This window comes from Microbacterium sp. A8/3-1, assembly GCF_040267695.1.
In the GTDB taxonomy this organism is placed as follows: Bacteria; Actinomycetota; Actinomycetes; order Actinomycetales; family Microbacteriaceae; genus Microbacterium; species Microbacterium luteolum.
The window spans coordinates 164,351-178,001 of the sequence record NZ_CP158357.1 but is presented as its reverse complement, the minus strand read 5'-3'; the positions used below and the strand labels follow the sequence as shown (position 1 = coordinate 178,001).

20 protein-coding genes and 1 tRNA gene are annotated in these 13,651 nt (G+C 67.5%); 16 read left to right on the top strand and 5 right to left on the bottom strand.

Features of this window, described 5'->3' with window-relative positions; all coding sequences use genetic code 11:
• Positions 1–81: 81 nt before the first annotated feature.
• Entirely contained in the window at positions 82–606 is a 525-nt protein-coding gene (locus ABS642_RS00845; RefSeq protein ID WP_350351894.1) for a hypothetical protein, read from the bottom strand.
• Positions 607–611: 5 nt separating this feature from the next.
• Complete coding sequence (locus ABS642_RS00840; protein ID WP_350351893.1) at positions 612–878, bottom strand: hypothetical protein; 267 nt, start codon at positions 876–878, stop codon at positions 612–614.
• 124 nt (positions 879–1,002) lie between these two features.
• Between ABS642_RS00840 and ABS642_RS00835 the strand changes: the two genes are divergently transcribed.
• Genes ABS642_RS00835 through ABS642_RS00825 form a run of 3 tightly spaced genes read left to right on the top strand, consistent with a single transcriptional unit; the run spans position 1,003 to position 4,499 of the window.
• The gene (locus ABS642_RS00835) at positions 1,003–1,482 is read left to right on the top strand and encodes a helix-turn-helix domain-containing protein (protein WP_350351892.1); all 480 of its coding nucleotides are present in this window, start codon (positions 1,003–1,005) and stop codon (positions 1,480–1,482) included.
• Positions 1,479–2,822 (top strand): terminase family protein, encoded by a 1,344-nt coding sequence (locus ABS642_RS00830; RefSeq protein ID WP_350351891.1) that lies wholly within the window; start codon positions 1,479–1,481, stop codon positions 2,820–2,822. Before ABS642_RS00835 ends, ABS642_RS00830 begins: the two co-directional genes overlap by 4 nt.
• 9 nt (positions 2,823–2,831) lie before the next feature.
• The gene (locus ABS642_RS00825; protein WP_350351890.1) at positions 2,832–4,499 is read left to right on the top strand and encodes a hypothetical protein; all 1,668 of its coding nucleotides are present in this window, start codon (positions 2,832–2,834) and stop codon (positions 4,497–4,499) included.
• Positions 4,500–4,556: 57 nt separating this feature from the next.
• On the opposite strand, the gene ABS642_RS00820 is transcribed toward ABS642_RS00825, so the two are convergent.
• Entirely contained in the window at positions 4,557–4,724 is a 168-nt protein-coding gene (locus tag ABS642_RS00820; RefSeq protein ID WP_350351889.1) for a hypothetical protein, read from the bottom strand.
• On the opposite strand from ABS642_RS00820, the gene ABS642_RS00815 reads away from it, so the two are divergent.
• Both ABS642_RS00815 and ABS642_RS00810 read left to right on the top strand, forming a co-directional pair.
• Entirely contained in the window at positions 4,711–6,606 is a 1,896-nt protein-coding gene (locus ABS642_RS00815) for a phage minor capsid protein (RefSeq protein ID WP_350351888.1), read from the top strand. The two genes, ABS642_RS00820 and ABS642_RS00815, sit on opposite strands and share 14 nt — an antisense overlap.
• Positions 6,603–6,749: a hypothetical protein gene (locus ABS642_RS00810; RefSeq protein WP_350351887.1), complete on the top strand. Its 147-nt coding sequence runs from the start codon at positions 6,603–6,605 to the stop codon at positions 6,747–6,749. The genes ABS642_RS00815 and ABS642_RS00810 overlap by 4 nt, the downstream gene beginning before the upstream one ends.
• Positions 6,750–6,883: 134 nt before the next feature.
• On the opposite strand, the gene ABS642_RS00805 is transcribed toward ABS642_RS00810, so the two are convergent.
• The gene (locus ABS642_RS00805) at positions 6,884–7,048 is read right to left on the bottom strand and encodes a hypothetical protein (protein WP_350351886.1); all 165 of its coding nucleotides are present in this window, start codon (positions 7,046–7,048) and stop codon (positions 6,884–6,886) included.
• 140 nt (positions 7,049–7,188) lie between these two features.
• On the opposite strand from ABS642_RS00805, the gene ABS642_RS00800 reads away from it, so the two are divergent.
• From ABS642_RS00800 to ABS642_RS00750, 11 genes are all read left to right on the top strand, one after another.
• A complete protein-coding gene (locus ABS642_RS00800; protein WP_350351885.1) occupies positions 7,189–7,989 on the top strand; it encodes a hypothetical protein in 801 nt (266 codons plus the stop codon).
• Positions 7,986–9,215 carry a DUF5309 family protein gene (locus ABS642_RS00795; protein WP_350353485.1) on the top strand — a complete coding sequence of 410 codons (1,230 nt, stop codon included), beginning with the start codon at positions 7,986–7,988 and terminating at the stop codon, positions 9,213–9,215. Before ABS642_RS00800 ends, ABS642_RS00795 begins: the two co-directional genes overlap by 4 nt.
• A gap of 71 nt (positions 9,216–9,286) precedes the next feature.
• The gene (locus tag ABS642_RS00790; protein ID WP_350351884.1) at positions 9,287–9,754 is read left to right on the top strand and encodes a hypothetical protein; all 468 of its coding nucleotides are present in this window, start codon (positions 9,287–9,289) and stop codon (positions 9,752–9,754) included.
• A 50-nt stretch (positions 9,755–9,804) separates the two neighbouring features.
• Positions 9,805–9,865 (top strand) — tRNA-OTHER (locus ABS642_RS00785).
• Positions 9,866–9,898: 33 nt separating this feature from the next.
• Positions 9,899–10,396: a hypothetical protein gene (locus ABS642_RS00780; RefSeq protein ID WP_350351883.1), complete on the top strand. Its 498-nt coding sequence runs from the start codon at positions 9,899–9,901 to the stop codon at positions 10,394–10,396.
• Between the two features lies 1 nt (position 10,397).
• Entirely contained in the window at positions 10,398–10,817 is a 420-nt protein-coding gene (locus tag ABS642_RS00775) for a hypothetical protein (RefSeq protein ID WP_350351882.1), read from the top strand.
• Positions 10,818–10,826: 9 nt separating this feature from the next.
• Positions 10,827–11,171, top strand: a complete 345-nt coding sequence (locus ABS642_RS00770) for a hypothetical protein (RefSeq protein ID WP_350351881.1) — start codon at positions 10,827–10,829, stop codon at positions 11,169–11,171.
• A gap of 9 nt (positions 11,172–11,180) precedes the next feature.
• Positions 11,181–11,531, top strand: coding sequence for a hypothetical protein (locus ABS642_RS00765; RefSeq protein ID WP_350351880.1), 351 nt, complete (start codon positions 11,181–11,183; stop codon positions 11,529–11,531).
• Between the two features lie 143 nt (positions 11,532–11,674).
• Positions 11,675–12,088, top strand: a complete 414-nt coding sequence (locus tag ABS642_RS00760; RefSeq protein ID WP_350351879.1) for a hypothetical protein — start codon at positions 11,675–11,677, stop codon at positions 12,086–12,088.
• Between the two features lie 48 nt (positions 12,089–12,136).
• Entirely contained in the window at positions 12,137–12,889 is a 753-nt protein-coding gene (locus ABS642_RS00755) for a hypothetical protein (RefSeq protein ID WP_350351878.1), read from the top strand.
• Between the two features lie 22 nt (positions 12,890–12,911).
• Positions 12,912–13,349 carry a hypothetical protein gene (locus tag ABS642_RS00750; protein WP_350351877.1) on the top strand — a complete coding sequence of 146 codons (438 nt, stop codon included), beginning with the start codon at positions 12,912–12,914 and terminating at the stop codon, positions 13,347–13,349.
• Here ABS642_RS00750 and ABS642_RS00745 read toward each other — a convergent pair.
• Positions 13,346–13,651, bottom strand: a complete 306-nt coding sequence (locus ABS642_RS00745; RefSeq protein ID WP_350351876.1) for a hypothetical protein — start codon at positions 13,649–13,651, stop codon at positions 13,346–13,348. The two genes, ABS642_RS00750 and ABS642_RS00745, sit on opposite strands and share 4 nt — an antisense overlap.

Sequence of the window (13,651 nt, the reverse complement as noted above, 5' to 3'; positions counted from 1 at the left end):
CACGATAGAACGTAGATGGTGGACCAGTCCGCCCAGACCGAAGCCCCGGCCCTCATCACGAGGACACCGGGGCTTCGATAGTCACAGAGAGATGTGGAAAACGCGCCAGTCGTCTTCTGGGTCAGATTCCCGGCGGTAACGGATGGTGAGCTTTTCGGGGGATGGTCCCCAGATCTGCGCCACATAGAACGTGAACGTGTCGCCATACTCATACCGGCCGTCCTGATGGCTCGACTCGATAGTCAGCAGGTTCGCCGTGGCGTCCGGAGTGACGTCGAACTCACTCACGAGCAGTACTTCGCCCGACGAGTTCGACACCCGGTACTTCGACTCGCCCACCTCGCCGGCTGACCAATCCTTCGGCGTCATCTCCTCGCGCTTGATCCGGTTCGCTTCCTCCTGGGCCTCCGCCTGACGAATGAACGCGGCGTTCGCTTCCCCCGCCAGTCGAGCACTCTCCTCGGCAGACGCCTGCGCCTCGTCGCGAGCTTCCCGCGCATCCTTGAGCGTCTCGACCGCCGCATGCGCCTGCACCCACGCGAACACCGCCGCAGCACCCGCGACGATCACGCCGAGCGCGACGAGCCAAACTCCCCACGTCTCCATCAGGGTCAGCTCGTCGTGAAGTACTGCGGCTCGCGCTTGTACAGCTGGTCGTCATCCGTACGGCTGACGTCCTTCAGGAAGACGTGTCGCCCGATATCGAACGCGCCGTGCTTGTCAGTGCTCCACCAGATATCGACAATCCGGAAGCGCCTGTACTCAAGCGACGGGATCAGGATTCCGTCGCCGATGTTCAAGGGCATCTCGAAGAACTCGTCCTGCCACGGAAGTTCACCGTCACGATGGAACGTGGTGTACCAGGGGCCGTCGTACATGCGTGTCACCTCTCCTGTCCGGGCCCAGCGCCCAGAACTCTCCCAGCATCCCAGACCCCCGCGACACCGGCACAGTAGCCGCACGTGACCGCGTCCAGGTGACGCACGATCGAGGTGAACCCCTATGGCCGGTGAAACATTCAACGCCCAAAAGCGCGCAATGGCATTGGAGCTCTTCAACGACGGATTCGGCTGCAACGCGATCGCTCGTGAGGTTGGCGTGTCGCCGGCGTCCATCTCGCGATGGGCGAAGGCGGAAGGTCTCGCCTTCGATCGCTCGCAGGCCGCTCTCGCGGTTCGTGCGCACACCATCGATCTGGCGAAGGAGCGCGTTCTGTTGGCGCAGAAGATGGCGCAGGCGGCGAACGACATGCTCGACATGCTCGATGGCCCGTTCACAGTGTTCAACTTCGGCGGCAAAGACAACACCTTCGCCAGCGAGGAACTCGACGCCGCCCCAGTGGATGCACGCCGCACAATCATCACGGCGTCTGCGATCGCATTCGACAAGGCTTCGAAGGTCGTCGCCGACGAGCAAGATCCTGGCGAAGCGGGGGCGAAGGCGATGCTCCGGCAGCTGGGCGAGGCCCTCGGGATCTCATGACGGACACCATGATCCCGCTGTCGCCGAAGCAGCTGCAGTCGCTGAAAGAGGCGACCGCGCGCATCAACGTGTGGGAAGGTTCTGTCCGTTCAGGGAAGACCATCGCGTCCCTCGTCGCCTGGCTGATCTATGTCGCGACGAACAAGACACGCGGCGAGCTCATCGTCGTCTCCCGCACGCGCGACTCTGCCGCTCGCAACGTGTTCGCTCCGCTGATGGACCCGAGCCTGTTCGGCGAGATCAGTCAGTACATCAGCTACACCTCGGGCAGCGCCTACGCCACTGTGCTCGGTCGCCGCGTGTGGGTGCTCGGCTCATCCGATGTCCGGTCCGAGAACGTCCTACGAGGGCTCACCTGTGCCGGCGCCTACGTCGACGAGATCACCCTCCTCAAGGAAGACTTCTTCACACAGCTGCTCAACCGCCTCTGGGAAGGCGCGCGCCTCTTCGGCACGACCAACCCCGACTCCCCTGCGCACTGGTTCAAGGTCAACTACCTCGACCGCTGCGAACCGTACATGGAGGCTACGAACGCCCGCGTGCTGCCCGACTGGCGCGTGTGGAAGTTCTACCTCGATGACAACCCGCAGCTGACTGAGGCGCGCAAGGATGCGATCCGACGCGAGAACACTGGCCTGTTCTTCCGGCGCAACGTCAACGGCGAGTGGGTGGCCGCCGAAGGTGCGATCTTCGACTTCTGGGACCCCGAGAAGCACACGATCGCGTGGGATGACCTCCCCGAGATGCGGGAACTGCTGGCGCTGTCGCTCGACTACGGCACGACGAACCCCACCGCGGCGCTGCTCCTCGGTGTCTCGGCCGAGGTGGATCATCTCGGGCGGCCAGCACCTCGCCTGTTCTTTGTGGACGAGTGGCGGTGGGACTCGAAGCTCGAGCAGGCGAAACTCACTGACGCCGAACTCGCGGTCAAGCTCGTCGCGTGGCTGAACGAACGGCACCTGCCGGACAACACCACGATGAAGCTGACACCGCGATTCAAGATCATCGACCCGTCAGCGGCATCCTTCAAGGTTCAACTGCGGAAGAACCACGACATCACCTCAACGGATGCCGACAACGACGTGCTGTACGGCATCCGCCTCATGGCCTCGCTGATCTCCGCAGGTGCGCTCGTGATCGCGCGACCGACGCCCACCAACCCGGAGCGCGGATGCCCAGGGTTCATCTCCGAAGCACCCGGCTACGTCTGGGATCCGAAAGCAACCCTCGTGGGCGAAGACAAGCCCATGAAGGTCGCTGACCACTCGCTCGACGGTGGCCGCTACGGCGTCACCACTACCGAGAACGTCTGGCGTAGCTACATCAAGATCGCCGCATAGGAGGCCACCATGGCTGATGCCACCGCCTGGCCCCCTGCACCGTGGGATATCGCGTTCGCTCGCTTCCGCGAGCTCGACGCCTGGTGGGCAGGCAACGCCGTCACCCTGGCCGAGATCTACTCGGGCACGACAGCATCCGTGGCACCGACGCACACCATCGGCGGGCAGCGGTACCGTGGCGGCGTCCTCGGCTCCCTCTCGAAGATGTTCCTCGGGCAGCCGATCGTCGAGAACGAGAAGCGGATGCGGATGCACCTGCCGCTCGCCGCCGACCTGTGCACCCTGTCCGCGGATCTCCTGTTCGGGGAGTCGCCGCAGATCCTCTTCCGCAAGCCCGACGACCTGCCCCTGCAGGAGGGCGACACTCGCGCATCCCGGAAGCGCCAGAAGTGGGTGCACCCCGCCCAGGCCCGCCTCGACGAGATCATCGGCGCCGACGAAGCACACGCTGAACTGCTCCTGGCCGGCGAGTACTCGGCTGCGCTCGGTGGCGCGTACCTCGCTGTTGCGTGGGACCCCGCCGTCTCGGAGCACGTATTCCCGAAGGCGTATGCAGCGGACACCGCGATCCCGACGTTCCGCCACGGGCGTCTCATCGGCGTGAAGCTGTGGTCCGAGTACCACGACGGCAGCGAAGTGTTCCGCCTCGTCGAGGAGCACAAGCCCGGATCGATCGAGTACACCCTGTACCGCGGCACGACCCGCGACATCGGCACGCCGGTGCAGATCGACACCCGTCCGGAAACGGCGCACTACGCGACGATGCGCACGCTGGCGGATCTCGACGTCGCTGAGGGCGCACTGCCCGAGACGGTTAAGATCGGCACGGGCACGCCTCGCCTCGCGGTCACGTACCTCAAGAACGCGTCCCCGGTGCGCGACTGGCGGAAGCTCGGCGAGCTCTCCTACCTCGGCCGCTCCGACCTCGACGGCATCCAGGACGTGCTCGACAAGGTCGACTTCGCCTGGACGTCGCTCATGCGCGACGTGGAGAACGGTCAGGGCCGCCTCGTCGTCCCCGAGGACATGCTCGAGTTGTCCGGGAAGCCGGGACAGGGTGCGAACTTCGACGTCTACCGCCAGGTGTTCACCCCGGTGTCTGGCACACTCGGCAAGGCAGCGGACGGAAACGGCCCCATGTCGATCGTGCAGTTCGCGATCCGTGTGGAGGAACACCTCGCCGTCATCGAGGGTCTCAAGAAGGAGATCGCGTCCGCGCTCGGCTACTCCGAGGCCCACCTCGGCCTCGACAATGTCGCCGGCACGCGCACGGCCACCGAGATCGACGCGGACCTGTCTGACAGTGAGCGCACCCGCGACAAGAAGGCCCTCCACGCGAAGGCTGCTCTCGCCCGCTGGTCCCTCGCCGCGCTGGAGATCGACAAGGCCGTGTTCGGCGGCGACGATCTCGGCGACCTGTCGCAGCCGCCCGCCGTCGAGTTCGCCCCTGTGTCGCAGGCCGACCCGGAGAAGCTCGCCCGCACCGCGCAGTTGCTCGATGCCGCTCGCGCCGCGTCCCGCAAGGAGATCGTCCGCTCGATTCACCCCGACTGGGACGAGGACGAGATCGACGCGGAAGTCGAACTGATCCAGCAGGAGCTCGGCACCCCGGCGCCGAACCCCGAGGACATCACCGTCGACGACCCCCAGGAGGAGGTGCCGACCGATGCGGTGTGACTCGAAGGACTGCACCGTGGAGGCAGCGACCGTTCTCGCGTTCCGGGCCATGCCCGGTCACGTGCACGTGTGCAGGGGGCACGAGGCGGTCGACCGCGAGTGGGCAGACGTGACGGCGAGTGCGCCGATGCCCTGCCCTGCAGGATGCGCCGAGAACGCTCTCGCGACGTATCGGGCGACGCCCACCTTGCTGACCTGATCGGAGGGCATCGTGGCGCTGTTCATCCCGAACCCTGAGCGCGAGTCCGTCGAGGAACTGATCGAGGACCTCTCCCGGTATCTCGCCCAGCGGTACCGGGATGCGGAGGACGAACTGATCCGCGAGGTCGCGAAGCGTGCCGTGCGCGACTTCCGCCTGGCCTCACTGCTCCCCACCGCCCCCGGCGGCATGGGGATGACAGCAGCCGACCGTCGCGCACGGAACCGCGTGCTCGCCGAGCTCAACGCACACCGCGCCACGGCCGCCCGCGAACTGCAGGCCATCGCCATGCAGATGGTGTCAGACCTGCGCCGCGAGGATCTCGCGAACCGCGTCGTCGCCCTCGCCGCGGCAGAGGGTGAGGCCGCTGCGGCAGCGTCGCTCCGGTTCGCCGGTCTGTCCACGATCACCCCGATCCCCGGCACGGCATCTCAGGCCGTCGCCATGGTGGCCCTGTCGCTGGAGTCACGGCTCGAGGTCCTGAACCAGCGCCTCACCCGATACCCGCAGGACGCCTACCAGCGGATCGTGTCGCTCTACTCGCCGAACACCCTCCTCGGCATCACGACGTCGCGGATCCAGCAGGCGTCAGCGGTGCAGCGGTTCCTCTCCGAGGGCATCACGGGATTCGTCGACAAGGCGAACCGCCGCTGGACGATCGGCGCGTACGCCGAGATGGCAGGGCGCACCACCGTCAACCGGGCGTTCAACGACGCCGGCATCTGGCGGATGGGCCAGTCGTCCATCCACCTCGTCACCGTCGTCCGCGGCCTCGACTCGTGCCGGAAGTGCGCCGAGTGGGCGGGGAAGATCCTCTCCACCGACGGCACACCTGCCGGTCCCCGCACTCTCCCGCACGCGACTCGCGACGAGGCCGTGACAGTGAACGTCGCCGGCACCGTCGAACAGGCCCGCGCTGCAGGCTGGGGGCACCCCAACTGCCGTTGCCGACTCGTCGCGTACTCCCCCGGGCTCACCATTCCGCAGGACGACACCACGTACGACGAGGACGCCGAGAAGGAGCGCGCCGACCAGCGTGCGCTCGAGCGGGAGATCCGGGCAGCGAAGCGCCGCGAGGCGTCCGCGATGACCGACACCGACCGCCGCAAGGCAGCCCAGGACGTCCGTGACGCTCAGGGCGACATGCGGGACTTCATCCGCCGCACTGGCCGGAACCGGCAGTCGTACCGTGAGCAGCTGGGATTCGCGGACGGCCGCGGCGGCTTCCCACGTGCGGAGAACTCCAGTCCGCTCCCGCCGAGTCGGCCGTCGACCGTGGCGTATCGCGCCGCGAAGGGCACACCGGTCGGGGACGGCGCTCGTCACGCTGTCTCGCAGATGCGGGCCGTGCACACGATCCCGTCCACCGTGACCCCGGTGAGCATCGCACGGATGCCCTCTGCGACGGCGCGCGCGAAGCCGGGCGTCCGAGGCAGCTACAGCCGGGCGCAGAGCACGTTGTGGCTCCGCCCCGACGCGGAAGACCTCGAATTCACAACCGTCCACGAGCTCGGCCACTGGCTCGACAACAAGCTGCTCGGTGACGACGCGCGATACGGCTCCGACAGGCTGGACTCCCCGGCCTGGACGCGCTGGAATGCCGCCGTCGCCGCATCGGCGCCAACCAGGCACCTGGAAACGGTGCGCGGCATGGTCGGGAACGGTCGAGTGAGCGCCGAGTTGGGCACGCACATCGACTACATGCTCCGTCCGCGCGAGCAGTTCGCACGGGCGTACGCCCAGTGGGTCGCCACTCGCACCGGAGACGCGACGCTGCTTGCGCAGCTGGCCGTGTTCCAGGGGGCAGATAACTCGATCCTCCGGGCGTACCATTGGGCCGACGACGACTTCGAGGCCATCGGAGCGGCGCTCGACGACATCTTCCGCGAGAGAGGACTGCTGAAGTGATCCTTCCGCCGAACTACCGCGCCGAGATGACGTTCGACGAAGCCCGCGATGGCTACCTCGAGGATGGCCTGCCCCGTGACGACGCCGAGGTGTACGCCCGCGTTCTGACGTCACCGCCGATCGAGAATCTTCCGATCATCTGACCCTGAGCCCCGCCATTCCGCGGGGCTCACTCTTTTCCCGGCAGGGGTCAACGCGGCTACTTGCACCGCGAAGGCTGCTCATCAAGGCGTCCACCTTTCGGCGCCAGGTAGACCTGCCCCCGCCGGGATCATCCTCAGTTGTCGCGCCACCCCGCTTCTGCGAGCTCCTTCACGGCGAGCGACAGCTCGAGCAGAGATTCGGCAATCTTCTTCTCCGCCCGGTCCTCGGCGCTTGCCTTCGCCGACCTTGCCGCCTTGGCTGCTCGTTCTGCGTGTTCCGCGGCTGCCAGATACGTCATCGGATCCTCCTCAGTTGGGATGCCGATCCTATCGACTCCGTGCCGTCGTTGGCCCTGCACGACGGCGGCACGGTCTGACTCCTCACGCGCAGGGCGCGAGGTAACCGATCCCGGCAGGCCCGGGAGAAAGTAGCATCATCATGAACATCACCCAGAGCGCACCGCTCGCGCGTCGCAGCCTCGACGGCCTCGCACAGATCGGCCCCTCGAAGTTCGAGCTCCGCGGCATCCGCCTCGCCGAGGGAGAACTCGGCGCGCCGACCACTCCGCCGCCCGCCGCTCCCCCGGCCGCGACGCCGCCCCCGGCCGCACCTCCGGCTCCCGCCGCTCCTCCCGCGCCGTCGACCCCGCCGTGGGGTGACGACCCGTCGAAGTTCGACCCGGACAAGGCGTGGAAGCTCATCGAGAACCTCCGCACTGACGCTGAGACGCGCCAGGCGAAGACGGACGCCGCGATCGCCGCTGCAGCCGAGAAGGCGCAGAAGGACACGCTCGCGCAGTTCGCGAAGCTCCTCAGCGGTGAGCCCGAGCCCGAGACCGACCCCGCGAAGCTCGCGGCGACGATCGCGGAGAAGGACACCGCGCTCACCACCGCCCAGCAGGCGGCGAAGGCCGGGCAGGTCGCACTGCAGGTCGCGATCCTCGGCGGCCCGCTCGGCGCCAACATCCCGCTTCTGCTCACCAACGAGCAGTTCAAGACCGCGATCGCGTCGGTAGAGCCGACCGATCAGGCCGCCATCACGGCGGAGATCACCAAGGCGCTCCAGGCGAACGCCGCACTCAAGCAGCCCCCGCGAAGTTCAGGCGACGTCGCACCCACGGGCCCGACTGTCCAGTCCCTCGAAGCCCAGCTGAAAGCAGCTGAGGAGTCGAAGAACCAGGGCGAAATCATCCGGCTGACTCGCGCGATCGTGCACGCACGCAACGCGCAGTCCGCATAACCGCCGCACCAGCGGCAGAAGGAGGCCGACATGGCCGGAATCAGCGGGCAGGGAACCACGTTCAACCTGCCGAACTACGTGGGGCCGCTCTTCAACGTGAGCCCCGAAGACACCCCCTCCTCTCCGCGATCGGTGGTCTCACCGGTGGCGAAGAGGTCAAGTCCACCGAGTTCGAGTGGCAGACCAGCGACCTCCGTGCACCGGAGGAGAACCGGTCCCGCCTCGAGGGCGCCGCCGCGCAGAACTCGGACCAGCGCGTCCGGGCGAACGTGACGAACGTCGTCGAGATCCACCAGGAGACTGTCGAGGTCTCGTACACGAAGCAGGCTGCCACCGGCCAGACCTCGGGCACGAACAACGAGCAGACGAACCCGGTTCAGGCCGAGCTCCCCTGGCAGATCCAGCAGGCGCTCAAGGCGAAGGCCACCGACATCGAGGCGTCGTTCATCCTCGGCCAGTACCAGAAGCCGGCCGACAACACCACGCCCCGAAAGACCCGCGGCATCCTCGCGGCGATCACGACCAACGTGATCGACCTCGGCGCTGCCACACGGTCGGTGTCGGCCGCGACGGACACCATCACGGACACGGCCACGCCGCTCCTGAACGGTGACGCCGTGCGCTTCACCAGCGTGGGCGCGTCGACGACGCTCAAGGCCAACCGCGTCTACTACGTCGTCGCGCAGACCACGAACGCGTTCAAGGTCGCCTCGGTCCCGAACGGCACGCCGATCAACATCGGCACCGCCACGGTTTCGGTGTCGAAGCTCGCCACCACGGCGCCGAACAAGAACACGTACGACGGCCTGTTCCAGATGGTGTTCGACAACGGCGGGATGCGCGAGAGCGCGACCCAGACGATCGTCGTCGGCTCCACGCAGAAGCGGCAGCTGTCCGCGGCCTACGCGGCCGCGTACGGCAAGTACCAGGAGTCGAGCCGCGAGGTCGGTGGCGTGAACTTCACGACCATCACCTCCGACTTCGGCACCTTCAACATCATGCTCGACCGGTGGATGCCGGCCGACACGGTGGCGGTGCTGTCGCTCGAGCAGCTGATCCCGAAGTTCCTCCGCATCCCGGACAAGGGGCACTTCTTCGAGGAGCCCCTCGCCAAGGTCGGCGCGTCCGACCGGGTGCAGATCTACGGCGAGATCGGCCTGCAGTACGGCAACGAGAAGGCCCACGGCGTGCTCCGTGGCCTCTCGGTCAGCGTTCCCAACGCCTGACCTCCCCAGGGCGGGCCGAGGTACCCCCTCGGCCCACTCCCCCGTGAGCATCCACGATCCAGGAGGACAGCATGTCGCTCACCATCACGCACCCCGACCACCCCGCGGGTGTCATCGAACACTCCGGGCTCACCTTCACCGACGGTGTCGCGGAGATCGAGGCGCTCGACGACGAGGCCCGCGAGCCTCTGCTCGCGAACGGCTTCACCATCGAGGGCGAGAACGGCCCGACGCAGGAGCAGCTGGACGCCGAGAAGGCCGAAGCTGAGCGGAAGGCCGCCGAGGACGCCGAGCGCGAGAAGGCGGAAGCCGAGAAGCGCGCAGCCGACGAGAAGGCCGCGGCCGACAAGGCCGAGGCGGAGCGTCTCGCGGCCGAGAAGGCCGAAGCTGAGCGGAAGGCCGCCGAGGACGCCGAGCGCGAGAAGGCGGAAGCCGAGAAGCGCGCAGCCGACGAGAAGGCCGCGGCCGACAAGGCCGAGGCGGAGCGTCTCGCGGCCGAGAAGGCCGAAGCTGCCAAGAAGCAGCCCACCAAGAAGTAGCTGCACCAGACCCCGGCGCGACCTTTCACTCCGTCGCGCCGGGGTCCCACCGACACGTAGCTCAGCGGACAGAGCCACGGTGCGCAGGTTCGAGTCCTGCCGTGTCGACCACTACCCGCACCCACCATCCAAGGAGACATCGTCATGCGCATCTTCCACCCGCAGCCGGAAGTCGGCCGCCAGTCCAAGTTCGACGTCGAGTTCGTCGACGGTGTCGCGGCCGTGGAGTCGCTGCATCCCGAGCGCGAGCTCGCGTTCCGCCAGCACGGCTATCGCATCGAGGCCGACGCAGAGGTCGAGGCGCCGTACCAGGGCGAGCTCGGTGACGAGATCGTCGACCTCACCTCTCTCACCGTCAAGGAACTCCGTGACATCGCGGAGACCGAAGGCGTCGATCTGCCGCCGAAGGCTCGGAAGCCCGAGATCGTCAAGATCCTCTCCGAGCTTCCCGCCGAGCCGATTCCGGGCGCGACGCAGAACGAGGACGGCACCTGGACGATCGAAGGCCAGGCGGTTCCCGAGGGCGTCGAGCTCGAGGGGCCGTTCGGAACGGCGACGCTCACTGACGGCACCGTCGTCGGCGACGGCACCAGCCTCGTCACGCTGCCCGCCGTCGACGAGGCTTCGGAGTTCGAGGACTGACATGGTGATGCGCGTGTACGCGACCGCAGCCGACTACGCGGCGGTCGCTGAGGAGGCCTGGGACGGTGATGCGCCGACGCTCCTCAAGCGGCTGCGCGCCGCATCCGTCGAGGTCGAGCGCATCACCCGCCGAGCGCGGTACGACGTCGACGAGGACGGATTCCCCACGGACGTCGACATCGCGGACGCGTTCACCGAAGCGACCTGCGCGATCGGCGAGTACTGGGGCATCACGGACGACGTGACCGGCGCCGAGGCTGTCGCCGGCGCGGTGAAGATCGGCTCCGTGTCCCTCGGCACCACCTCTTCCTCGCAGGAAGCGCTCAGCGCGCAGGAGAAGCTCGAGCGCCGCATCGGCACCCGAGCGACCGACATCCTCCTGAACGCCGGCCTTCTGCAGGCCGCCATCGCCCACACGTAGGAGGTCACCGTGGCTCGTCTTCGCGAGAAGCACCTCCCTCACCGGGTGACGATCCAGGAGTTCGAGGGCGACGGCGCCGAGGACGACATCTGGGGCGACGAGCGCACCGATCGGCCGGCGTATGTCGAGCAGAAGACGCGTCTCGTCGTCGACCGGCGGTCCACCTCGCCGACGTTCGGCCAGGAGATCACCTCGACGACGTTCGTCGTCCTGCTGCTCAAGGACGACTGCCAGCCCCGCACCCGCGTCACCGTCTGGCCCGGGAAGCCCCGCCAGCGCCGCTCCGAGGTCATCGACTCCGCGTACTTCGAGTACCGCGGCACCCCGTCCCACGTGGAGCTCTACCTCGAATAGGAGGCCGCCATGGGCGTCACAGCGAGCGTCTCCCTGAACATCAACTTCCCGAGCGGCCCCGAACTCGACCAGCGGATCATGCACGGCGAGAACCTCGCCGCCGAACGCCTCCTCGCGCTGTCTGTGGCCGAGGTCCCTCACGAATGGGGCACGCTGTCCGATTCGGGCACGGTCGAGCCCGCCAGTACTCCGGAGGAGGGTTCCGCGGTCACCTTCGACACGCCCTACGCAGCGCGTCTGCACGAGCACCCCGAGTACCGGTTCAACAAGGGCCGCAAGGGGAAGTACGTCGAGGATCCCGCGATGGAGCATCGCGACGAGCTCGGCGAGATCATCGCGGAGCAGGTGCGAGATGGCTGACGGCGGCATGCTCCCACCCGGCACACCGATGTGGGATGAGGGCGACGACGTCGGGTGCTTCATCCCCGTCGACCCCGACGATCCGGTGCGGGAACGTAGCCGGGCGATCTGGGCCGAGACTGCACGACGTCTGGGGGTATCTGATGGCTGACGCCCCAGAGATCATCCTGAACCGCGCGCTCGCGCAGCTGCTCGACGACGCCGACCTCGCCGTGTACGACCCGACCGGGGCGATCGGTGAACGCGGCACCCGCACCGACGGCGTCATGCCGACGACGGTGACCGAGTTCACGCTCATCACCCCGCTCACCCCGATCGCGGACGGCCGCGCGGACATCATCTACCGGTCGCAGATCTTCACCCGCCGCCTCGGCTCGCCGCAGACGGCGCGCGCCTGGGGCGCCGCACTGCGCGCACTCCTCGATCAGAAGGAATACACCCCGAACGTGCTCGGGATCTCGTGGGCGTGGGAGTTCTCAGCCCTCGACTTCGACCGAGACACGCAGGGCCGCGTCGCCACGGCGGCCACCTACCACTTCCGCGGGCGCCGCCCGTAGAACCGCCGGAAGCGCCGGCACACACCACCCCATCCGAAGGAGAAGGCTATGCCCGATTCCACTCTGTACGACACGACGGCGCCCTCCGTGGGATCCGTCGCCCTCGCCCACCAGCGCCTGATCCGGCTCAAGATCCTGGGCGTGTTCATCAACATCACCGGCGACATCAACAACCTCGCCCTGAACCCGAGCCCGATCAAGGTGGCCCGGGAGGTGTACGGCCAGAAGGGCCGCACCTCCGAGGACATCATCGGCTACAACTACGCGCCGACGTTCAACGTCGAGGTCGTCCGCGACCCGGTCACGAAGCAGATCGTCGCCGCGCAGGCGTGGTTCAAGGACCTCGTGGCCGCCGCGTTCTCGACCGGCGCGGACAACAAGCGCGAGTTCCAGCTGTTCACCGACGCGCTCGACGAGGCCATGCCGGTCCTGCAGGGCACGTTCTCCGTCGCGTACAGCGAGGCGAACACCGGCTACGCCGACAAGGGCGTCGTCACGTTCACGCTGAACTCGAACGGTGTCGTGCCGCAGATCGCATCCCCCCTCGCGACGACCGCCGTGCCGATCCTCGAGTCCGCGACCCCCCCGGGTCTCGCTCCCGGCGACCTCATCCGTGTGCGCGGCTACAAGCTGGGCACCACGGTCTCGGCGACGATCAAGGCGATCCCGGTCGTGAAGTTCCGCATCGATGACGACAACAGCGTCATCCTCCTCATCCCGGCGGCGGTGACCGGCTCCTCGCCGATCATCGTCACCAACTCCGCGGGCGCGTCGACCGCGCTGCCGTACACCGCGGCCTGATCGAAGGGATGCAGGGATCCTGATGATCGAAGCAACGAAAGACGCCCGCAACCTCGTGCTCACCATGCAGGGGGTGGATCCGTTCGTGATCCGCCCCCTGCCGGGGCACGCCGGCCGCCAGATCACCGACACATACCTCAGCACGCTCTCCGGGCAGACCGGAGACCTTCTGGCCGCGCTGCAGATGGCCGTCGACGGCGCTGTCCTCGACGGCGACCGCTGGGTGCCGCGCCCCGAAGCCGAGCAGACGAACTTCAGCCGCATTGGCATGGAGCTCTCTCAGGAAGAGTCCGAGCTCATCATCATGCCCGCCTTCTTCTGGCAGACGATCCTCGGGATGGACGGCGTGAAGGCCTACATCCAAGGCGGTGAGGGTCTCGCCGGCACCCTAAAAGCATCGTCGGCGCTGACCGCCCGGTTGGGTCGCTTGGCCCCGCGGACATCGCCGAATTCGGACTAGGCAAGCCCGACGAGAACGGCGTCTACCCGGAGTACGCGTACCCGCCTGGGTGGCGGGAGGCGCGGTCGCAGCAGGTCGCCGCGGCGACCGGTGCGGCGCCGTCCGAGACGTCGATCTCGTCGAAGGATCTGTGGGCGCTCGCGTTCCCGGAGCTCTTCGGCGATATCGAGCTCGACCTCGCCCAGCATCACCTGATCCTCGACCTCGACCGCGCGCTCGACACGCACCCCTGGCATTTCGTTCGCGGCGCCGTCGAACGACTCCTCGACATCAATGGCAGCTGGCTGCGGAAGGCGGTGCAC

Coding starts and splice junctions, on each gene's coding strand:
- ABS642_RS00835 (WP_350351892.1), top strand. CDS start 1,003: ATGGCCGGTGAAACATTCAACGCCCAAAAGCGCGCAATGGCATTGGAG.
- ABS642_RS00825 (WP_350351890.1), top strand. CDS start 2,832: ATGGCTGATGCCACCGCCTGGCCCCCTGCACCGTGGGATATCGCGTTC.
- ABS642_RS00760 (WP_350351879.1), top strand. CDS start 11,675: ATGGCTGACGCCCCAGAGATCATCCTGAACCGCGCGCTCGCGCAGCTG.
- ABS642_RS00775 (WP_350351882.1), top strand. CDS start 10,398: ATGGTGATGCGCGTGTACGCGACCGCAGCCGACTACGCGGCGGTCGCT.
- ABS642_RS00845 (WP_350351894.1), bottom strand. CDS start 606: ATGGAGACGTGGGGAGTTTGGCTCGTCGCGCTCGGCGTGATCGTCGCG.
- ABS642_RS00805 (WP_350351886.1), bottom strand. CDS start 7,048: ATGACGTATCTGGCAGCCGCGGAACACGCAGAACGAGCAGCCAAGGCG.
- ABS642_RS00790 (WP_350351884.1), top strand. CDS start 9,287: ATGTCGCTCACCATCACGCACCCCGACCACCCCGCGGGTGTCATCGAA.
- ABS642_RS00800 (WP_350351885.1), top strand. CDS start 7,189: ATGAACATCACCCAGAGCGCACCGCTCGCGCGTCGCAGCCTCGACGGC.
- ABS642_RS00840 (WP_350351893.1), bottom strand. CDS start 878: ATGTACGACGGCCCCTGGTACACCACGTTCCATCGTGACGGTGAACTT.
- ABS642_RS00750 (WP_350351877.1), top strand. CDS start 12,912: ATGATCGAAGCAACGAAAGACGCCCGCAACCTCGTGCTCACCATGCAG.
- ABS642_RS00755 (WP_350351878.1), top strand. CDS start 12,137: ATGCCCGATTCCACTCTGTACGACACGACGGCGCCCTCCGTGGGATCC.
- ABS642_RS00830 (WP_350351891.1), top strand. CDS start 1,479: ATGACGGACACCATGATCCCGCTGTCGCCGAAGCAGCTGCAGTCGCTG.
- ABS642_RS00820 (WP_350351889.1), bottom strand. CDS start 4,724: ATGAACAGCGCCACGATGCCCTCCGATCAGGTCAGCAAGGTGGGCGTC.
- ABS642_RS00780 (WP_350351883.1), top strand. CDS start 9,899: ATGCGCATCTTCCACCCGCAGCCGGAAGTCGGCCGCCAGTCCAAGTTC.
- ABS642_RS00765 (WP_350351880.1), top strand. CDS start 11,181: ATGGGCGTCACAGCGAGCGTCTCCCTGAACATCAACTTCCCGAGCGGC.